Origin of the sequence: Nocardia africana NBRC 100379 (assembly GCF_001612635.1) — a bacterium.
Lineage (GTDB): Bacteria > Actinomycetota > Actinomycetes > Mycobacteriales > Mycobacteriaceae > Nocardia > Nocardia africana.
On the sequence record NZ_BDAV01000002.1, the window covers coordinates 101760 to 123503 of the forward strand.

The 21744-nt window shown below is 69.6% G+C and carries 12 protein-coding genes; 4 read left to right on the forward strand and 8 right to left on the reverse strand.

The genetic code is table 11. The features are described from left to right. Window positions 1-73: 73 nt before the first annotated feature. The 3 genes from NA3_RS01990 to NA3_RS02000 all read right to left on the reverse strand — a co-directional run bounded on the left by NA3_RS01990 (window position 74) and on the right by NA3_RS02000 (window position 9547). Entirely contained in the window at window positions 74-7435 is a 7362-nt protein-coding gene (locus tag NA3_RS01990) for a non-ribosomal peptide synthetase (protein ID WP_062962022.1), read from the reverse strand. A gap of 214 nt (window positions 7436-7649) precedes the next feature. Next, a complete protein-coding gene (locus tag NA3_RS01995) occupies window positions 7650-8627 on the reverse strand; it encodes a helix-turn-helix transcriptional regulator (RefSeq protein ID WP_062961868.1) in 978 nt (325 codons plus the stop codon). A 53-nt stretch (window positions 8628-8680) separates the two neighbouring features. Next, complete coding sequence (locus NA3_RS02000) at window positions 8681-9547, reverse strand: M23 family metallopeptidase (protein ID WP_062961869.1); 867 nt, start codon at window positions 9545-9547, stop codon at window positions 8681-8683. Between the two features lie 202 nt (window positions 9548-9749). On the opposite strand from NA3_RS02000, the gene NA3_RS02005 reads away from it, so the two are divergent. Both NA3_RS02005 and NA3_RS02010 read left to right on the forward strand, forming a co-directional pair. After that, window positions 9750-10793 carry a nitronate monooxygenase gene (locus tag NA3_RS02005; protein WP_174561038.1) on the forward strand — a complete coding sequence of 348 codons (1044 nt, stop codon included), beginning with the start codon at window positions 9750-9752 and terminating at the stop codon, window positions 10791-10793. Between the two features lie 57 nt (window positions 10794-10850). Beyond that, window positions 10851-11243: an SCO5389 family protein gene (locus tag NA3_RS02010; RefSeq protein WP_030513337.1), complete on the forward strand. Its 393-nt coding sequence runs from the start codon at window positions 10851-10853 to the stop codon at window positions 11241-11243. Window positions 11244-11288: 45 nt separating this feature from the next. Here NA3_RS02010 and NA3_RS02015 read toward each other — a convergent pair whose 3' ends face one another. The 3 genes from NA3_RS02015 to NA3_RS02025 form a co-directional block, all read right to left on the reverse strand. Continuing rightward, window positions 11289-12923, reverse strand: coding sequence for an acyl-CoA synthetase (locus tag NA3_RS02015; protein WP_062961870.1), 1635 nt, complete (start codon window positions 12921-12923; stop codon window positions 11289-11291). A gap of 248 nt (window positions 12924-13171) precedes the next feature. After that, window positions 13172-13657 carry a YiiD C-terminal domain-containing protein gene (locus NA3_RS02020; RefSeq protein WP_062961871.1) on the reverse strand — a complete coding sequence of 162 codons (486 nt, stop codon included), beginning with the start codon at window positions 13655-13657 and terminating at the stop codon, window positions 13172-13174. 248 nt (window positions 13658-13905) lie between these two features. Then, the gene (locus tag NA3_RS02025) at window positions 13906-15540 is read right to left on the reverse strand and encodes a long-chain fatty acid--CoA ligase (RefSeq protein ID WP_062962024.1); all 1635 of its coding nucleotides are present in this window, start codon (window positions 15538-15540) and stop codon (window positions 13906-13908) included. Between the two features lie 458 nt (window positions 15541-15998). Here NA3_RS02025 and NA3_RS02030 point away from each other — a divergent pair, with 458 nt between their 5' ends. Then, complete coding sequence (locus NA3_RS02030; protein WP_062961872.1) at window positions 15999-17465, forward strand: flavin-containing monooxygenase; 1467 nt, start codon at window positions 15999-16001, stop codon at window positions 17463-17465. A 14-nt stretch (window positions 17466-17479) separates the two neighbouring features. Here the strand turns inward: NA3_RS02030 and NA3_RS02035 are convergent, their stop codons facing one another. Next, window positions 17480-19717 (reverse strand): M20/M25/M40 family metallo-hydrolase, encoded by a 2238-nt coding sequence (locus NA3_RS02035; RefSeq protein WP_084490868.1) that lies wholly within the window; start codon window positions 19715-19717, stop codon window positions 17480-17482. 140 nt (window positions 19718-19857) lie between these two features. On the opposite strand from NA3_RS02035, the gene NA3_RS02040 reads away from it, so the two are divergent. Then, window positions 19858-20718 (forward strand): TIGR03564 family F420-dependent LLM class oxidoreductase, encoded by an 861-nt coding sequence (locus NA3_RS02040; protein ID WP_227995383.1) that lies wholly within the window; start codon window positions 19858-19860, stop codon window positions 20716-20718. 74 nt (window positions 20719-20792) lie between these two features. Here NA3_RS02040 and NA3_RS02045 read toward each other — a convergent pair whose 3' ends face one another. Beyond that, the gene (locus tag NA3_RS02045; RefSeq protein WP_062961874.1) at window positions 20793-21647 is read right to left on the reverse strand and encodes a universal stress protein; all 855 of its coding nucleotides are present in this window, start codon (window positions 21645-21647) and stop codon (window positions 20793-20795) included. Window positions 21648-21744: the final 97 nt, after the last annotated feature.

The window sequence follows — 21744 nt, forward strand, 5'->3', positions numbered from 1 at the left end:
CACGCAGGCCACCCTTGTCCATCGATTCCGGCCGCGGCGGGCGTTACTTTCCCGCGATCGTGCCATCGGTTGCTCAGCGAAGCACATTGTCCGGCAGCAGTACCAGTTCGGCGGAACCGAAGGCCGCCGGCGCCGGCCCGTCCTCGAGCACGACGGCCCGCAGGTCTTCCAACGGTTCCGGATCCAGCCGGTCCAGACCGGCGCGATCGATGAACAGGTGGGTGACCCATTCGTCGGCGAGCCCCTCGGTGCCGGCCTCGGCCGGCACCACCATCGACGCGCCGGTCGTCCCCGCGCCGACCACCTCGAGCAGTGCGGCGATGCCGTCGGCCCGGCCCTGCCGGAAGGTGCGGGACTCGAAGTCCAGCTCGGTGCGGGCCCGCAGCCGGCCGACCGCAGCGGCCAGCGCGTCGTAACTGTGGGTGCCCTCCGCGCCGAGGAAGGCCGGATCGGCGCCGCGCAGTGCCCGGGTGCGGTTGGCGTAGGTCACCGGCCGCGCCGACTCGCCCGCGATCTCGGCGGCGACCGCCGCATCATCGAGGACCAGCCAGTCGATACCGTTCGGCCCCGCCTTCGGCCGGGCCGCGGCCACGGTGACTCCGGTCTTGACCTCCACCTCCGCCGGCAGTTCGCCGCCGTCCACGACCGGGACCAGCGCGGCACCGGCCTTGAGCACCGCCCAGGCCGCGACCGCCGACTCGGTACCGCGCTCGAGCCGGACCGCGACGCCGGTACCCGGACCACAGCCGCGACCGATCAGAGCCCGGGCCAGCCGGGAGGAGCGGGCGTCGAGTTCCTGATAGGACACCGCCTCCTCGCCCCAGGCCAGCGCCGGTCCCTCGGGATCGTCCTCGACCGCGGCGGCCAGCGCCTGCGCCAGCGCGGTGCCCACGGTGGAGCCGGTCTCGGCCGGTTCGGTGCGGGCCGCCTCGGCCGCGACCTCCGACTCGTCGTGCAGGTCGATCGCGCCGAGCAGGATCTGCGGGTCGGCGGCCACCGCTGCGAGGATGCGCTCGAATCGATCGCCCAGCGTGCGCATCGTCGCGGGATCGAACAGGTCCCGCGCGTAGGTGAAGACCGTGACCAGTTCCGCCGGTGAGCCGTCGGATTCGTGGCGCGGCTCGACCGTCACCTGCAGATCGAACTTCGCCGCGACGGCATCGGTGTCGAGTGCGGCGATGGTCAGGCCCGGCAGTTCCAGCGTCGGCTGCTGCGTGTTCTGGAACGACAGCACCACCGTGAACAGGCTCTGCGCGCCACCGCGGCCCGGGGCCACGACCTCGGCGACCCGTTCGAACGGGATATCGGAGTTCGCGAAGGCCGCCAGATCGGTGTCGCGCGCGGTTTCCACCAGCGCGTCGAAGGTGTCGGTGGTGTCGACACCGGTGCGCAGCGTCAGCGTGTTGACGAACATGCCGACCAGATCGTCGAGCGCGCGCTCGCCGCGGCCCGCGATCGGCGTGCCGACCACCACATCCGCGGTGCCGGACTGCCGGGCGAGCAGCACCGCCAGCGCGGCGTGCACCACCATGAACAGCGACGAATTATGTTCGCGCGCAATGCGAACCAGGCCCTCGTGCACCGTGGCCGGGATCGCGAAACCGATCGACTCGCCGCGCATCGACGGCGTGGCCGGACGCGGATGGTCGGGCACCAGCAGCGGCGTGCCCGACACCCCGGCGAGCCGATCCCGCCAGTAGGCGAGCTGTTTCGCCGCCACCGAATCCGCGTCGTCGTCGGTGCCGATGGCCCGGCGCTGCCAGATCGCGAAATCGGCGTACTGCACTTCCAGTGGCGCCCAGCCCGGTTCGCGGCCGCCGGTGCGGGCCACGTAGGCGGTCATCAGATCGCGGGCCAGCGGGGCCATCGAGGAACCGTCGCCGGCGATGTGGTGGATCACCAGGGCCAGCACCTGGTCGGACCCGTTGCGCAGCAGCAGCGCGCGCACCGGAACCTGCTGGGTCACATCGAATCCGGTCGCCATGAGCGCGGCGATACGGTCGATCGGCGCGGCGGTGTCCTCGACCGGCAGGCCCTCCGGCAACGCCTCGCGGACCGAGAGGATCTCCTGATACGGCAGCCCGCCCGGACCGCTCGCCGGATAGCGCGTGCGCAACACCTCGTGCCGCTCCACCACATCGGCGACGGCCTGACGCAGCGCGTCCACATCGAGATCGCCGGTGAGCCGAATCGCCAGCGGAATGTTGTAGGCCGGCGATTGCGGGTCGAGCTGGTTGATCACCCACATCCGCTGCTGGGCCGGCGACAGCGGAATCCGCTCCCCGCGCGCGGCCGGTTCGAGGCGCGGCCGCACCGCACCGGCGGCCGCACCGGGCACGATCCGTGCCGCGAGCGCCGCCACGGTCGAGGCCTCGAACAGCTCCCTAACCACGAGGTTGGCGTCGAGCGCCTCGTTGATACGAGCCACCGCACGGGTCGCGAGCAGCGAATTGCCGCCGAGGGCGAAGAAGTCGTCGTCGAGGCCGACACCGGTCGTCTCCGATCCGGCGACACCGAGCAGATCGGCGAACACGTCGGCGACGGCCTGTTCGATCGGCGTACTGGGCGCCCGGAAGGCGGCCGCGCTGACGACCGCCGGTTCGGGCAGGGCGCGACGATCGAGTTTGCCGTTCGGCGTCAGCGGCAGCGCGTCGAGCACGACCACCGCGTCGGGCACCATGTAGCCGGCCAGGAAGGCGCCGGCCTCGGTGCGCAGTCCGGCCGGATCCAGCGACGAACCCGCCTCGGGCACAACGTAACCCACCAGCCGCTCACCGGAGTGCTCACCGGTGCGGACCATCGCCACCGCCTGCGCGACTCCGGTGCAGCGCAGCAGCGCGGCCTCGATCTCGCCGAGTTCGATGCGGAAGCCGCGCAGCTGCACCTGCTGATCGCTGCGGCCGGCGTATTCCAGCGCGGCCTCGCCGTCGAAGCCGGCCCAGCGGCCGATATCGCCCGAGCGGTACATCCGGGAACCGGGCGCACCGTACGGGTTGGCCACGAACCGCGCCGCGGTCAAGCCCGGACGCCCGAGATACCCGCGCGAAAGCTGGTGTCCGGCAATGTACATCTCACCGGCCACGCCGACCGGCGCCGGATGCAGCCGGTCGTCGAGCACATAGGTCTCCAGGCCCGGCAGCGCCCGGCCGATGACGCTGGCCGGATGGTCGGCCAGGCCCTCGTCCAGTGCCAGGAACGACACGTGCACGGTCGTCTCGGTGATGCCGTACATGTTCACCAGTTGCGGCGTAGCGGAGCCGTGCCGCTCGTACCAGCGCGCGAGCTGCCGCAGATCCAGCGCCTCACCGCCGAAGACGATGTAGCGCAGCGCGAATTTGGCCGCGACCGTCACCGCGGCGTCGCCGGTGTGGCTGTGCGCCGCCCGGTCGGCCTCGGCGAGCTGATAGAACGCCGAGGGCGTCTGGTTCAGCACGGTGACCTGTTCGCGAATCAGCAACTCGCGGAACAGCTCCGGCGACCGCGAGGTGAGGTGGTCGACCACCACGACCGCGCCGCCGTTGGCCAGCGAGCACCACAGTTCCCACACCGAGAAGTCGAAGGCGAAGGAGTGGAACAGCGTCCACACGTCGGTTTCGTCGAAATCGAACAGCAGCTGGGTGTTGGCGAACAGTTCCAGCACGTTGCGATGGGTGACGCCCACCCCCTTGGGCACGCCGGTCGAGCCCGAAGTGTAGATGACGTAGGCCAGATCGGCCGGCCGCAGCGGGGCGAGCCGCTCGGCGTCGGCGATCGGGCCGCCGGCGAAGTTGCCGGTCTCCTCCAGCAGCACCGTCGCCAGGCCGGCGGCGGGCACCGCCTCCCGCAGCTCGGCCGTGGTGAGCACACATGCCGGCGCGGCGTCGCCGAGCATGAACTCCAGCCGCTGCGCCGGATAGCCGGTGTCGATGGGCAGATAGGCGGCGCCGGCGAGCAGCACGCCGAGCAGGGCGACCGGCAGTTCCTCGGTGCGCGGAACCGCCACCGCCACCAGCGATTCCGGCCCGACGCCCTGGGCGATCAACGCCCGGGCCACCTGGCTCGCACGCCGGTGCAGATCGCCGAAGGTCAGCGTGGTGTCACCGAAGCGGACCGCCACCGCGCCCGGCCGACGCCGGACCTGCGCGGTGATCAGATCCACCAGCGTCACCGGCGGTACCGGTGCGCCGGGCGAATTCCATTCGTGCAGAACGAGTTCCCGCTCACCGGGGGCCAGCACGTCGATATCGCCCACCACGGCCGCGGCGTCGGCGGCGACGGCATTCAGGATGCGCGTGAACCGGTCGGTGAAATCGCGCACCGTCGCCTCGTCGAAGAGGTCGGTGGCGTAGCTGAAGGCGGCCGAAATACCCTGTGGCACACCGTGTTCGTCGATCCTCTCGGCCATCGCCAGCTGCAGATCGAACTTGGCCAGCTCGATGTCGAGGTCGACACCGGAGACGGCCAGCCCGGGCAGCTCCAATTCGGTGCGGGCCAGGTTCTGGAAGGTCAGCATCACCTGGAACAGCGGATGCCGCCCGGCCGAACGCGCCGGATCCAGGATCTCGACCAACCGCTCGAACGGCACGTCGGCGTGGCCGAACGCCGCCACGTCGGTGCCGCGGACATCGGCGAGCACCTGGTCGAAACTGCGCGCCGGGTCGATCTCGGTGCGCAACACCAGAGTGTTGACGAACATGCCGATCAGATCGTCCAGCGCCGCCTCGCCGCGCCCCGCGACCGGGGTGCCGATCGCGATGTCGCGGGTGCCCGACAGCCGGGCCAGCAGTACCGCCAGCGCGGCGTGCACGACCATGAACAACGTCGAATGATGTTCGTGCGCAAGGCGGTTCAGTGCCGCGTGCACATCCGGATCGATCTCGAAGTCGAGCGTCGCGCCGCGATAGGACGCGACCGCCGGACGCGGCCGATCGGCCGGCAGGTCCAGTTGTTCGGGCAGGGCGGCGAGTTCGCGGCGCCAGAAGTCGATCTGCGCGGCGAGCACCGACTCCGGATCGTCCTCGCTGCCCAGCGTTTCCCGTTGCCACAGTGCGTAATCGGCGTATTGGACGGCCAGCGGCGTCCATTCCGGATGGCCGCCGCGCACGCGATCGAGGTAGGCGGTCATCAGATCGCGGGTCAGGGGCCCCATCGAGAAGCCGTCACCGGCGATGTGGTGGACCACGCACACCAGGACGTGCTCGGTCTCGCTCATCCGCAGCACCCGCAGGCGCACGGGCGGCGCGGCGGTCACATCGAAGCCGCCGGACACGGTCTCGGCGACCAGGGCGGGCACCTCGTCCTCGCCCGCTTCGACCAGGGGAATCTCGGGGATCGCCCGGGGATCCGACACGGGCAGCACCCGCTGGTAGCCCTCGCCGTCGAGTTCCGGATAGATGGTGCGCAGCACTTCGTGCCGCTCCACCAGATCGCGCACCGCGGAGCGCAGCGCGTCCACGTCGAGGCGACCGCTCAGCCGCACCGCGACCGGAATGTTGTTGACCGCACCGGCGGGATCGAAGCGGTTGAGGAACCACATCCGCTGCTGGGCATACGACAGCGGGATGCGCTCGGGGCGCGGCATCGGCCGCAACCGCTCACCGGTATCGGTACCGGCGTGCCGTTCCACCTGTTCGGCCAGTGCGGCCACGGTCGACGCCTCGAACAACAGCTGCACCGGCACCCGGGCACCGAGGGCCGAGCCGATCCGGGCCGCCGCCTGCGCCGCCAGCAGCGAGTTGCCGCCGAGTTCGAAGAAGTCGTCGTCGGCGCCCACCCGGCCGGGATTGTCGCCCTCGCCGGGGACGAGCAGAGCCGCGAACACCTCGGCGACGATCTCCTCGACCGGGGTCGCTGGAGCGCGGAATTCGCGTGCGGCGAAGGTCGGTTCCGGCAGCCGGGCGCGGTCGAGTTTGCCGACCGGGGTCAGCGGGATCTCGTCCAGCGGCATGATCGCCGCGGGAATCATGTACCCGGGCAACGAGCCCGCGAGGAAATCGTCGAGGGTCGCGATATCGAGCGCCGCACCGGGACGCGGCAGCACATACGACACCAGCGCCGTCGCGCCGGAGGGCAGCGTGCGGCCGATGGTCGCGGCGAAATCGATATCCGGATGCGCGGTCAGCGCGTTGTCGATCTCGCCCAGTTCGATGCGGAAGCCACGGATCTTGACCTGGAAATCGGAGCGGCCCAGATATTCGATGGTGCCGTCGGATTCGTTGCGGCGCACCAGGTCACCGGTGCGATACAGCCGTGCCCCCGGCTTGCCGGTCTCGGCGCCGAAGGGACTGGCCACGAATCGTTCCGCGGTGAGTCCCGGGCGGCCCAGATATCCCTGTGCCAGCGCCGGACCCGACAGGTACAGCTCGCCGACCACCCCGGCGGGCACCGGCCGCAGCCGCGAATCCAGCACGAACGCGCCGACGCCGGCGATCGGGGTGCCGATCGTGATCGGCTCGCCGGTAATCATTTCCGCACTGGAGGTGGCGAGGATCGTCGCCTCGGTCGGACCGTAGCCGTTGTAGAAGCGCCGCCCGTCGCGCGCCCAGCGGCTCACCAGCTCCGGGCCGAACTTATCGCCCGCCACGACCACGACCTCGAGGTCTGGCAATCCGGCCGGATCCACCGATTCCAGCGCGCCGGGGGTGATCAGCATGTGCGAAACCTGTTCGCGGCGGAGCAGATCGGCCAGCTCGAAACCGCCGAACACCTCCGGCGGCGAGACCACCAGGGTCGCGCCCGAGGAGAAGGTCAGCAGCAGTTCCAGGATGGAAACGTCGAAGTTGGGCGAACAGACGTGCAGGACACGGGAATCCTCGGTCACGTCGTAGTGCTCGCGCTCGGCCGCGACCAGACCGCCGAGTCCGGCATGGGTCACCACGACGCCCTTCGGACGGCCGGTGGAGCCCGAGGTGTAGATCACGTAGGCCGGGTGATCCTCGGTGAGCGGGCGGATCCGGTCGGTGTAGGAGATCGGATGGGCCGGGCGCGCGCCGATCCGCTCGGAGACCACCGGATCGTCGAGTTCGAGCCAGTACACACCCGTCCCCAGCGCCCGGCGATGGGCTCCGGTGGTCAGGCCGAGTACGGCGCCGGAGTCGGCGACGATATGAGCGATGCGCTCGGGCGGATAGGACGGATCGACCGGAACGTAGGCCGCTCCGGCCTTGGCGATGGCCCAGACCGCGAGGACGGATTCGATCGAGCGGGCGATGCCGATAGCCACCACGTCGCCGGCGCCGATGCCGCGGGAGATCAGTTCCCGGGCAAGGCGCGACGATGCCTCGTCGAGCTCTCGATAGGTCAGCTGCCGCGCGTCGGCCGGATCGTCGGTGGGCGCGAACCGGATCGCGACCGCATCGGCGGAGGACTCGACCGCAGCGGTCAGCAGCTGGCCGAAAAGGGGGCTGCCCGACCTGCGGCGACGACCTCCACGAGCGGAACGGCGGGCAGTATCCATTCGAGTGTCTTCACCTCTCGCGTCCAGCAGGTCCGCACGGTCGAACACCCCCTCGCGCGGTCCGAGCAATCATATAAGGATGGCAAGCACGGCGTAGTGCGCCGGATCGAACTGGTGACCCGCCGGTACTCCTACTACTCATCGCTGCCAGGGTGCCTCGATGTTGCGCTTCGTGTCGACTTCCGTGGCACTGGTCACAACAGGTCCCAGCTTGTCACAGCCAGCCGCGGCGGATCGCCTGCACGCCCGCCTGGAACCGGGTGCTGGCACCCAGTCGCTCCAGCAGGCTGGCTGTCCGTCGCACCACCGTGCGCCGTGACATGCCCAGCCGCCGGGCGATGGTGTCGTCCGTCGCGCCCAGGCCCATCAGGGTCAGAATGGCCCGGTCGCGTTCGTCCAGCGGCTGGTCCGGATTCACCGAGATCGGCGCGGCCAGCGACCACAGCACCTCGAAGGTGTGCACGATCGCGTCCAGCGTCGGGCAGGCCGCGATGCGCAGGCCCATCGGATCGCCGCGGCGTTCGTCGTGGTGCAGCATCAGCGCCGCGCGGTCGTCGTCGGCGATGATCACCTTGAACGGCGGATCGGGCAGGGTGCGCGCCTGCGCCCCGGCGCTGTTGGCCTGCAGCGCGAAGCGCAGCCGATCGGGGTCTTGATAGATGGTGTCCTGATAGAGCGTCTGATAGCGCACGCCCGCCGACATCCGCGCCGAGCGCAGGTCGAACAGCCGCGCGGCACGCTCGCCCTCGCACAGATACGGGCCCCGGTCGATCATCCGGACCCGGCTGCGCGCGGCACGCTGCAGATCCTCGAATTCGGCGACCACCTCGCGGGCCTCGTACATCGGCACGACGGTGCCGTCGCCGCGGGCGGTGCGCCGCACCGAGCGGAAGGTCTCGCCCAGCCGGGCCGCGGCCTCGTGCATGCGCGCGGTTTCGGCCTGGCGGCGGCGGGATTCGGCTTCCGACAGGGCCTCGGGGGCATGGGCGTCCCAGCGGACGGTGTCACCGATCTCGATGCGGACCACGGCCTGCATCTCGCAGAGTTCGTCCAGGGCGGCCCCCACGGACTCGCGGGAGCACTCCAGATACTGCGCCAGCTCCGACAGGCTGGACCGCGGATGCTGCACCAGAGCCGTATAGGCGCGGCCGTGCACGGATCCGGAATCGAACAGCTCGTACAAACCAGTCAAGGCATCAACCCCCCGCGGCCGGCCGAGCCGGGCGGCCGACGACAGCGCGGGCGCTATTCGCCCGCCCCCCACGACTGCTGGGACAGGACGACGCCCTTGCTCGCCAGATAGGGAGCCGGATCGATCTTGACGTCGCTGGGATCCCAGATCTCCAAGTGCAGGTGCGGGCCGGTGGAGTTGCCGCGGTTGCCGACGGTGGCGATCACATCGCCGGCGTTCACGCGCTGGCCGACATGGGTGAGGATGTCGTTGACGTGGCCGTACACCGCGGTGGTGCCGTCGTCCTGCTTCACCCGGACCCACAGCCCGAAGCCGGAGGCGGGACCGGCATCGATCACCGTGCCGTTCTCCACCGAATGAATAGGAGTACCGATCGCGTCGGCGAAGTCGACACCGTAGTGCATGGCGCCCCACCGGGATCCGAAGCCGGAGCTGACGACCCCGGCCACCGGCCGGACGGCCTGGGCCGGCGCCAGCTGCTGCTGAATACCCTTCAGCACCTCTTCGGCGTGCGAGAGCGGACCGGCGACCTCGGGCGGCAGATTCTGCAGACCGAACGGCGCGGGCGCGGCGACCGGCTGGGCCTGCGGCGCGGCCGGCGTCTCGGCGGCGACCGGGGCGGCGACGGGTGCGGCCTGCTCGGCCTCGTGCGCGGGTTCGGAGGCCGACTTCAGCGCGACCGGTTCCGGAGTGTCGTTGTGGCCGCCGGGCAGCAGCGGCGCGGCGTGCGCGAACTGGGTGGCGGTGCCGATCAGCGCGCCGGTCGCGACGGCGGCGCTGGCGGCGAGCTTCATCCGGTCGCCCGTGCGCGGCTGGGCGCGATGGCGGGTGGGACGCTCGGCCGCGCCGCTACCGGCGGAGATCTCACCGAGCAGGTCCTGAACGGATACGGAACTGGCTGTCTCACGGTGCTGCGGCAAGGCTCGTCCTAGCGTCGATCAACTCGGCGGCGACGCCGGGTCGAAACCTGACATTCGGTAACGATTCGGCATCTGTTGTGACGGAAACTGTACTCCGTCGTGACCTTTTCGCAACCTCCCGCGAGGAATTCGCAGGTGGAGGGCTGATCTTGGTGCCGCAGGCGCCGTTACCGACGTGCGCGGCCGGGGTCAGACTGAGGAGATGATCCTCGACACCGTGCGCACCCCGATCGTGCTGGCGCCGCTGGCCGGCGGCCCGTCCACCCCGGAACTCGCCGCCGCTGTCGGCGATGCGGGCGGAGTGGGATTCCTCGCCGCCGGATATCTGAGTGCCGCCGATACCGCCGCGCGCATCGCGGCGCTGCGTGAGCTCACCGAGACGCCCTTCGGCGTGAACCTGTTCGTTCCGGGCGCGCCCACGCCGCCGGACCACTTCGCGGCCTACCTCGACCGGGTGAGCCGCCATTTCCCGCTCGGCGAGGCGCGTTTCGACGCCGACGCCTGGGACGAGAAGCTCGACCTGCTCACCGCCGAGCCGGTGGCAGTGGTCTCGTGCACGTTCGGCTGCCCCTCGGAGGCAGAGATCGAGCGCCTGCATCGCGCCGGGTCCGAGGTGTGGGTCACGGTGACCTCGGTGCCGGAGGCCCGGGTCGCCGCCGAGACGGGTGCCGATGTCCTCGTCGCCCAGGGCGCCGAGGGCGGCGGGCATCGCGGCGGTTTCGCCGACCGGCCCGAGGAGGACGGCATCGATCCGCTCACCACCCTGGCACTGGTGCAGCTGGTGCGCGCGGCGGTCCCGACGCCCGTGGTCGCGGCGGGCGGCATCGCCACCGGCTCGGGCATCGCCGCGGTCCTCGCCGCCGGCGCCGTGGCCGCACAGCTGGGCACGGCCTTCCTCCGCTGTCCGGAGGCGGGCACCTGGGCGCTGCACCGCGATGCGCTCGCGATCGAGACGCCGACCATGCTGACCCGCGCCTTCAGCGGCCGCCGGGCGCGTGGCCTGCGCAATCAGTTCATGCTCGACAACCCCGACGCGCCGGCGGCCTACCCCGAAATCCATTACGCCACCGGACCGTTGCGCGCCCAGGCCCGCGCCGCCGACAACCCCGACGCGGTGAACCTGTGGGCCGGGCAAGCACACACCCTCGCGGAGGCCGTTCCCGCCGCCGACCTGGTGCGCAAGCTCACCGAGGAGACGAAAGCCGCTCTGCACTCGGCACTTTCGCGGCCAATCGGTTCTTGTTGACAACGTTTGTCGTTTAGACTCGTGGGACATCACCCGCCATCCCACGAGGAGAGCGTCATGTCATTGGATGTCCCAGCCGCACTGCTCGAACGCGCCGAAAGCGGTCCGGTCAGCGACGAGGAATTCGTCGAATGCGTTCGTACCTCACTGCCCTACGCCTACGAGGTCGTCAGCCGTGTGGCCGCCGACTTGCGTTCCGGCACAGCCGAATTCGCGGACAATCAGGTTCCCCCGCCGGACGAGACGGCCCGCGGCCAACTGCTGCGGGCGATGGCGTCGGATTCGATCCGGGGCAGCCTGGAGCGGCATTTCGGCATCAAGCTCGCCTTCCAGAACTGCCATCGGGTGGCGGCCTTCCCGCTGTCGGCCGTCGGCGGCGACACCTACTCCACCTTCATCTCCACCCGCGCTCAACTGCTCAATCAGAGCCCGGAACTGCGTAACTGCTGATCTGTACGGTTCCGGCGCCGGCTGTGTCCGGCGCCGGGCCCGGCGTCACGCTCCGGCGCCGGATCCCCATTCCCGCAGCCGCCGTTTGAGGACCTTGCCGGTGGGATTGCGCGGCAGTTCGTCGATGAAGACCACCTCGCGAGGCACCTTGTAGCGCGCCAGGTTCGACTTCACATGCGCTTTGATCTCCTCCGCGCCGAGGGTTTCGGTGGTGCGGACGACGAAAGCGACCAGCCGGGCGCCGTATTCGTCGTCGGGCACGCCGATGACGGCGGCCTCTCGCACGTCCGGATGGGCGTCGAGTAATTCCTCGACCTCGGCCGGGAACACGTTCTCCCCACCCGAGACGATCATGTCGTCGTCGCGGCCGTCGATGAAAAGCCTTCCCGCGGAATCGAAATGGCCGACATCGCCGGTGGCCATCAGGCCACGGATCTGCTCCTTACCGCCGCCACCGGTATAGCCGTCGAACGGAATCGCGTTGCCGACGAAGATCCGTCCGGAAGTCCCCGGCGGCACGGGCTCGCCCTGCTCGTCGAGGATCTCGATCACCGCGCCCGCCACCGGGGAGCCCACACAGCCCGGCTCCTCCGCCAGATCCTCCGGGGTGGCGATGGTGGCGTAGGCCACCTCGGTGGACCCGTACAGGTTGTAGACGACCGGCCCGAAAATGGCGGTTACTCGCCGGCAGAGCTCGGCGCCCAGCTGCGATCCGGCGACGAAGACGATGCGCAGCGCCGACAGATCCCGCTCGCTCACCGCCTGCGGGCCCAGTTCTACGATTCGCGCGAGCATCACCGGCACCACGATCAGCGCGGTGGCGCGATGTTCGGCCAGACTGTCGATCACCCGCTGCGGATCGAATCGCCGCCGGATCACCAGCGTCGAGCCGAAACCGATGGCCAGCAACGACATCGCGAAGCCGAGGGTGTGGAACAGCGGCGCCGGGCATTCGGTCACCTCGCGGGTCCGGAACGGCACCTTGCTGAGAATCGCGCCCAGCGGTTCGAGGGAACGCGGCTCCGACCGCGGCGCGCCCTTGGGCGTACCGGTGGTGCCGCTGGTCAGCAGAACGATCTTGGCGCCGGAGCGCGAGAACGGCGGCGTGGCGGGCGAGCCGGCGGTGATCAGCGACTCCAGGCTGGAGGTGTGCCCGGTCTCGGACCAGGCCCGATAAGCCCCGCGCCGCGGGCTCAGATCGCCCAGGATGGATTCGTACTCCTCGTCGTACACCAGCAGATCCGCCCCCTCGCGGGCGGCCACATCGCGCAGTTGCGGCCCGGCGAAATCGGTGTTCAACAGGATGATTCGGGCCCCGCATTTGGCCGCGGCGAAGACCGCGTCGAGCAGCCCGCGGTGGTTGCGGGCCAGAATCGCCACGCCCTCGCCGGTGCGCAGCCCGCGCTTGCGCCATTCGTTGGCCAGCCGGTTGGAGCGGTCCTCGAGTTCCCGATAGCTCAGCGTGCCGAGTTCGTCGATCACGGCGGCGCGATCGCCGTAGCGGGCGGCGGCCAGCCGCAGCAGCGCGGGCAGCGCGCCGTGGCGGAGCAGCGCGTCACCCGCGGACAGCAACGTCAACGGCGAGTCGATGCCGACCACACCGCTGCCGACCGCGAGCCGCAGATATTCCAGTTCGGACCACGCCCGAGCGATCAGCGTGCGTAACAGATTCACCGTCATGCTCGAATCCCCCTGCCGCGCCGACTGTCTCGCATCGGATGGCGGTGCACGCCCATTACGCCGGACCTCTCTGTCCCCGCCCGGTGGAGCCGGGGTCCGCGAGGAGGCTACGGCTGCGTGGCCCCACGGGCACCCCTGTCGGGCGCATACGACACCGCCCCTTCGACGGTACGCGCCCTCACCGTAACCCCGCCGCACACGATCGGTCGACCGCAACCGTGCGGGCGGGATCGCTCCCGCCGGACTCGCTACTTTCCGTGCGCGCGCAACTGATAGAGCCCGCGAGTCTCGGCGACGACCACGCCGTCGGCGTCGGTGACCGTGGCCTCGAGGGTGAAGTCGGCCTTGCCGTTGGCCTCGGCGTCGGCGATCACCCGCGCGATCTCCTCCTCCGACAGCGAAGCCTCGGCGCGCACATCGGTTTTCGCCGGCTTGCGGAAGAAGATCTGCAGGTCCTTCACCAGCGGGTAGTACTCGGCGCTGTCGAAGGTGGCGATCGGAATCGCACCGCCGAGGATTTCCGCGACGGTGAACAGCACACCGGCGTACATGACGCCGAAGTGGTTGCCGTTGCCCTCGATCGGCACGGTGGTGGCCGCGAAACCGGGCCGCACCTCGAGTGCCCGCACACCCATCTTGTGCGCGATCGGGATGGTGAACTCCAGCGCGCCGTTCACCACATCCGCGAACGCGGGGGTGTCGTTGTTCGTCTCGGCGCTGCTCGTCTCGGTCATCGCCAACCCTTTCTGCACGTGATCGGACGCCCACCGGACGTCGGTGCTCAGCCTACGACACGTTGTTGACATAGCGCCAACAGGTTCGCGATACCGCCGACCGGCCCGGGCGGGCACCGTCGGACCCCACGCACACCGCGGCCGCGACCGGATGTTCCGGCCGCGGCCGCAGGATTCGTTCACAGCGTCGGGACGCTCGGTATCACAGCGTCGAGACGCTCGGTATCACAGCGTCGGGACGCTCGGAATTACAGCGTCGTGACGCTCAGTTCGCCGTCGGCGTAGCGAGCCCGCAACCGCTTCTTGTCGAATTTGCCGACGCTGGTCTTGGGCACCTCGTCGATGAAGGTCCAGTGTTCGGGCAGCTGCCATTTGGCGAACTTGTCCGCCAGGAAGTCACGCAACTCGGCCGGTTCGGCGCTGGCGCCCTCCTTGAGGACGATGGCGACCAGCGGCCGCTCGTCCCATTTCTCGTCCGGCACTCCGATCACCGAGGCCTCCGCGACAGCCGGATGGCCCATGATCGCGTTCTCCAGATCGACCGAGGAGATCCATTCGCCGCCGGATTTGATCACGTCCTTGGACCGGTCCACCAGCGTGAGATAGCCGTTGGGCGTGATCTTGCCGACGTCACCGGTGCGCAGCCAGCCGTCGTCGAACTTGTCGGGGTCGACGGACGCGCCCTCCGGTGAGTAATAGGCCCCCGCGATCCACGGGCCGCGCACCTCGAGTTCGCCCACGGCCTCACCGTCGTTGGGCAGCACCGAACCGTCGTCGCCCACCAGACGCGCCTGGACCAGGGCCGGGAACCGGCCCTGCGTGTAGCGGTACTCCCATTCGTCCTCGCCCGTCACACCCTTCGGCGGGTGCGCGACGCTGCCCAGCGGAGAGGTCTCGGTCATTCCCCAGGCGTGCAGCAGTCGTACGCCGTGCTTTTCCTGGAATGCCCGCATCATCGCCGGCGGCAGCGCGGACCCGCCGACGACCACCTCGCGCAGATGCGTGATGTCCTGCGGCTTCGCTTCCAACTGCGCCAGCACGCCGCCCCAGATGGTCGGCACCGCGGCGGCGAAGGTCGGCTGCACCGCGGCCATCATCTCCAGCAGCGGCGCCGGCTGCAGGAAGCGGTCGGGCATCAGCACGCTCGCCCCCGACAGCAGCGCGGCGTACGGCAGACCCCAGGCGTTGGCATGGAACAGCGGCACGATGGCCAGCACGATGTCGGAGGAGGTGAATCCCATACTCGCGTTGGTCAGCACCTGCATGGCGTGCAGGACATTGGACCGGTGCGAATACACCACGCCCTTGGGGTCGCCGGTGGTGCCGGAGGTATAGCACATCCCGGCCGCGGAGCGTTCGTCGATGACCGGGAAGTCGTAGGTATCCGGCTGTCCCGCAAGCAGTTCCGCGTAGGAGTGCACCTGCACACCCTCGGGCGCGGTCAGATCCGCGGCGTTTCCGTTGGCCACGATGACGTGGCGGACGGTCTTCAGCGTCGGCAGATAGCCGGCGAACATCGGCAGCAGCGAACCGTCGACGATCACGACCTTGTCCTCGGCGTGATTGGCCACGAAGGTGACCTGCTCGGGGAACAGCCGCAGGTTCAGCGCGTGCAGCACGGCGCCCATCGCGGGCACGGCGGCGTAGGCGACCATATGTTCGTTGTTGTTCCACATGAACGTGGCGACCCGGTCGCCCACGTCGATCCCCAGCCCACGCAGCGCATTGGCCAGCCGCGCCGATTCCGCACCCAATTCCCGATAGGTCATGGTGCGCACCCCATCGCCCGTCCAGGTCGACACCGTGGCATCGCCGTGGAACGTGGACGCATATCGCAGCAGGGTGGCCAGCGACAGTTGATCGTCCTGCATCGTGCTCAACATCAGTACCCGCACTCCTTCACCGGTGAACGACGTCACACCTGCCGCGAGGATAGCCGAAACCGGACGAAGCGATCATCGGGCCGACCGGATGGTCCATTTTTCCGCGACACGCGGCACGAACAGCACAGACATGGGATGAATCGGCTGCACGTGGCGAACCCCTGATCGCCACGTGCAGCCGTCCCTGCCGTCCCGGGTGCACCCGGATACGGCAGATCCGTCCCGGATGGCCGCCGGACGCGCGACGACACCCCCTGCAGCGCCGTCGAAAACGTCAAATGCCCACCGGGACAGGCTTTTTGAAGAGGAACTGCTATAGATAGTAAATTCGACGGGCCGGAACTGTCCAGCGGAGCCGGCTGTCCGGTCGGGCGCGACAGCCGCGACATGGCCGGAAATGTGGATTCTTTGGCCGCTGATCTCTCGGAAACGACCGCCCGGCCCTCTACTCTTCGACTATGACTGCCACGCCGTCCATCCTGATCATCGGCGCCGGGTTCGCCGGCCTCGGCATGGCGCTGGAATTGCAGCGCGCCGGTATCGACACCTTCACCATCGTCGAGAAGGCCGGGGATCTGGGCGGCGTCTGGCGCGAGAACACCTATCCGGGCGCGGCCTGCGATGTGCCCTCGCCGCTGTACTCGTGGTCGTTCGAACCCAAATCCGATTGGCCGCGCCGCTTTTCGCAGCAGCGCGATATCCACGCGTATATGCGCGCGGTCGCCGAGAAGCACGATCTTCCACGCAAGATCCGCTTCGGCATCGAGGTCGCCGATGCGGAATTCGATCCCGCCCGCGGTGTCTGGCAGGTGCGCACCGCGGACGGCGAAACCCTCACCGCCGACGTGCTGATCCCCGCGGTGGGCCAGCTCTCGCGCCCGGCGATGCCGAATATCCCCGGCATCGACACCTTCACCGGTCCCGCCTTCCACTCCGCCGAATGGGACCACAGCGTCGACCTCACCGGTAAGCGGGTGGCGTGCATCGGCACCGGCGCCAGTGCGATCCAATACATTCCGGCCATTCAGCCGACGGTCGGGCATCTCACCCTGTTCCAGCGCTCCGCCGCCTGGGTGCTGCCGAAATTCGATACCGAATACACCGGCCTGCACCACGCGCTGTTCAAGTACTTTCCGCCCAGCCGGTGGGCCGAACGCTTCGCCATCTGGACCTTCTTCGAGGTCATGGCGCTGGCCCTGACCGATGTGCCGTGGATCAAACATCCGGTGATCGCGATCGCCGACCGCCATCGCGCCGATTCCGTACCCGATGAACAATTGCGCGCCAAGCTCACTCCGGATTACGCCGCCGGCTGTAAGCGCGGCCTGTTCTCCAACGAGTATTTCCCCGCCCTCACCCAGCCCAATGTCAGTGTGGAGACCACCGCGATCGAGGCGATCACGGCGAACGGAATCCGCACCGCCGACGGCGTCGAGCATCCGGTGGACGTGATCATCTACGGCACCGGCTTCAAGGGCACCGAATTCCTCGCGCCGATGAACATCTACGGCCTCGGCGGTCGCAAACTGTCCGACGAATGGGCGCCGGAGGGTGCGCGCGCGTTCCTGGGCATGTCGGTGCCGGACTTCCCGAATCTATTCATGATGTACGGGCCCAATACCAATGTGGGTTCCGGCTCCATCATCTACATGCTGGAATCGCAGGCCCGCTACATCCGGCAGGTGGTGGAGTATCTGTCCGCCGAACCCGGACATTTCCTCGCCGCGCAGCCCGCCGCCGAACAGGCCTGGGACGACTGGTTGCGCAAGCGCCTGGCCGATACGCCGTGGAACTTCTGCTCCAGCTGGTACCGCAACGCCTCGGGCCGCATCACCAACAACTGGCCCGGCGCCACGCTGCTCTTCCGGTGGAAGACACGGCGTTTCGACCCGGCCGACTACGCCGAAGGCGTGGCCGGATCCTGATGCGCCACCGCGGTTCACAACCGGATGGTGGTGAACACCGCGACCGTGCTGTCCTGCCGGTAGTAGATATCCGCCGGAGGGTCGGCGAGATGGGCATCGGGGAGCGGGCTGTAATCGACCGCCCGGAGGGTGAGCGGTCCGGCAGGCGCCGTGAGCTCGACCTCGACCCCCTCGGCGGGCGGCGCGTAGAAACGGACCCCCTGGGCGGGCACCGGCGTGATGTCGCGTCCCGCGACCGTCAGTGAGCGGACCTGCCCGGTATATCGCAGCGCGACCGAGGTGGCGCCACGGGTGGATCGCAGCCGCAGCCGCACGGTGCGCAGATCCGCTTCGGTGCGATCGGACAGGATGTCGGCGGCGGGGGCGGGCAGATCGTGCGCCGGGGCGGCACCGGCGGCCGACGCGTCGGTCCACAGCTCCGCGAATGCCCCGTGCGGAGCGCCGGATTCGACGAAGCCGCGGGTCCATCGGTCCGGCGCCGTGGCGGAAATCCACTGCGCCTCGCGGCTGTCCGTATCGAGCGCGTAGGACAGTTGCGACATCAGCGGATGCCGCGCGTCGAACCGGTCGACCACCGTCCCGGCCGCGGCGAGCGCGACCGTGAGCACCACCGCCGCCGCGGGGATCAGGGCGCCGCGCCGGCTCGGCCACGCATCGGTCAGGGTGAGGGTGAACAATCCGCCCAGAATCAGCACCACGGGCGCGGCGAGATACGCGGCCGCGGCGAGTCCGGTCTGCAGCGCCGCGTACGCGGTGCCACCGGCGAAGACCGCCGCCGGGACGAGGAACGCGGTGAGCACCGGCAACCGCAGGCGGTCGGGCACCAGGAAGCTCAGCACGACGCCGACGACGGCGGCCAGCGCCGGAATCACCACCATCACACCCGCGGCCGGCGCAAGAGCCGTGACCACCGCACCGATCGCCGTCACCGCGCCCAGCACGCCCACGGCGGTCGCGGAAGGCCCGAACAGCCGCCGCGACAGGGCATACCAGGCGGCCAGTACCGCCACGCACGCCATCACCAGGGCCGCGCCGTAGAACTGGGGCCGGTACGGATCGACGAACAGCACGCGATACTCCGGCCGGATCGCGGTGATCGCTTTCCAGACCCCGTAGACGACGCCCATTCCGATCGGAACCGCCACCAGCGCGGTGGCCGCCGCGCCCAGAGTCCGGCCGATCGTCGCCTCCCCGGTCCGGCGGATCCGCCACACGACCCAGGCCACGAGCAGCACCGAGGCCACCGCGGCCACGACCACCACCCACAGCGGCAGCACGACCAGTACGCCGAAGGGCAGCGGGAAATACGCGCGGTCGGGCTGATCGGCCGCGCTCCGCAGATCCCGCCCCGCGAATTCGCGCGCCCCGGCGGTGGTGTTGTCGCCGAATTGCTGCACGGTGGCGAGATCGACGTGGCCCGGATCGTCGAACGGATTGTGGTAGTAGGCATTCCGACCGGCGAAGGCCCAGTCGAGCACCCGGAAGCCGTGGGGGTCGAGCGCCGCGAAATCGGTATTGCTCCCGGTCTGATCACCGCCCAGGGCCGTGGACAGCGAATCGGTGTTCGGATGCGGCACGCCGGTGACCACGCTGATCAGATCGGCGTCGGGACGACTGATCCGCCACAGCATCGGCGGACCGCCGGCGCCACGCGCCTCGTGATTGATCACCACGCCGCCGCGCGGGTCGGCGCCGCCGGAGGTCGCGAAGGCCTCGGCGCCGAGCAGGCCCACCTCTTCGGCGTCGGTGAGCAGCACCACAAGGTCGTTGCGCGGCTGCAGTCCGCTCGCTCGCAGCGCACGCACGGCTTCCAGGATGGTGGCGACACCGACCCCGTCGTCGTTCGCGCCGGGGCCGGAGGGCACCGAATCATAATGCGCGACAAGGTAGATCGTGCCGGTCGCAGCGTGTCCCGGCCAGCGGGCGACGATATTTCCGGTCTGCCCGAGCACCGCTACCGCACGATGCGGATCCACCGGATACTTGCCCACTCCGTACCGAACCTCGGTGTCCAGCCCCAGTTCTCGCAGCTTTTCCACGAGATGTTCGCGCACCCGGTCGTGTTCGGCGGTGCCGACCGGATGCGGCCGCGAGGCGATCTCCCGAATCGTCGCCAGCGCGCGCTCGGCACTGAAATCCGTAGCGGGAGCCGCGGCGTCGCGATATCCGTGCGGTTGTTGCTCCCAGGCCGTCGCGATCGCGATCAGGACCAGGACAGTGAAGGCCAGCACACCCGATACACGACGCCCCATCCTGCGATGGTAACCCGGAAAAACCGCAGAAATCGGGCAGACCGAGTGCCGGCGACGCGCACATCGCGGCCAGGGCAACGGTTTCGATCCGTTCGAGCGCAACAGTGGGATCGCCCGATGCGCGGATTAGCCTCGATCCGATGAGCCTTTCAGTTCCGATCGGGGTTTCGGTGTGGCCGCGGCCCGATGCGGCCAACGACGTCGACGAGGTCCTCCGACTCGCCACCGCGGCGCAGCGCTCGGGTGTGCGGTCGGTGTGGTTCGGGCAGAAATTCGATCTCGATGCGCTGACCCTCGCGGCGGTGGTCGGTCTCGCCGTCCCGGAGATCGAGGTGGGCACCTCCGTCGTGCCGATCAATCCACGCCATCCGCTGGTGGTCGCGTCCCAGGCCCAGACCGCGCAGGCCGCGTCGGGCGGACGCTTCCGCCTGGGCATCGGATTGGGCGCTCCCCCACTGGAATCGGCGGCGTTCGGCATCCGCGAGGACAAACCGGTGCGGCGGCTGCGCGAATATCTGATCGCGCTGCGCCAGGCCATCGAGGACGGCACCGTCGATGTCCAGGGCGAGCGGGTGCACGCCCGGCCGCCGATCCCCACGACGGTGCGCGGCGGCGGGAATATTCCCCTGCTCGTGGCCGCCATGGGCCCGCAGGCGTTGCGGGCCACGGGCGAATCGGCCGACGGCGTCCTTCCGTTCCTCGCCGGGCCGCGCACGCTGGAATCACATATCGTGCCCACGCTGCAGCGGGCCCGCCCGGCGAATCCGGTGCGGCCGCTGCAGGTGGTCGCCGGTGTGGTCGTGGTCGTCACCGATCGCGCCGAACAGGTGCGCGAGACCGCGGCGCGAGCGCTGGGGTTCTACGAGCAATTCGACTCCTATCGCGCGGTTCTCGACCGCGAGGGGGTCGCGCACGCGGTCGATCTGGCGCTGATCGGCGACGAGGACCACGTCACCCGCGGCTTGCGGGCGTATGTCGACGCGGCGCCACCGAACTGCTGATCCACCAGAGCGACATCGGCGGCGACGACGATCAGCTGCGCACCTGGAAGTTGCTGGCCGAGCTCACCGCCTGATCATTCGCTCCGGGGCCGGGCGATGATGATGGGGCACTCGACGCTGTGCATCAGCGCCTGACTGGTGGAGCCCAGCGTCATCCCGGGAAATCCGCCCTTACCGTGGCTGCCGACCACGACCAGCTGTGCCGCGGCGGATTCGCCGAGGATGCGCCGCACCGGCCGATCCTCGACGACGACCCGCCGCACCGACAGCGGTTCGTCCGGATCCTCGTGCGCGGCCAGGGCGGCGTCGAGGAGCCGATTCCCCTCCTCTTCGAGGGCCGCCGGGGAGGGGTAATCGCCGAACCGCTGCCAGGTGTGCACCACCACCAGATCGGTCCGGCGCCGCCGCGCCTCGTCGACGGCGATCGCGAGAGCCTGTGCGCTGCACGGGGAATCGTCGTATCCGACGAGCACCGGCCGCTCGGACCCGAGCAGCGGATCCGCCGGCACCACGGCGACCGGGCCGCGCGCGTGCCGCACCAATGCGGTGCTCACCGAGCCGAGCAGGCTGCGCTGATAGGCCCCGAGCCCGCGCGCGCCGACCACCACCAGACGGGCCTCGTCGGCCTGGGACAGCAGCGCGGGAATGATCGGCGCATCGATGACGGCGGTGTCGATGTCGATTTTCGGCGCGATATCGGCCGCCGCCCGGGCGGCCGCCGCGACGGCGCGCTGGGCCTGCTCGCGGGTGCGCTCGTGGTAGGCGCACACTCCCTCGTCCCCGGCCCGGTCCTCCGGAACCGGTGGCACCGCCGACACCACTTCCAGCGGAACCCGGTGCAGCGCAGCATCTTCGGCGGCCCAGCGCGCGGCCCGCAACGCATCGTCGGAACTGTCGACTCCCACCACCACGGGCGCCTTCGAGGCCATGCGTCCCACCTTCCGAGCGGTTCACGAGCATTCCAGGGCGAAGACACCCCCACCCTACCGGCCGGAATGGTGACAACTGCGATACTGGCAATACTCT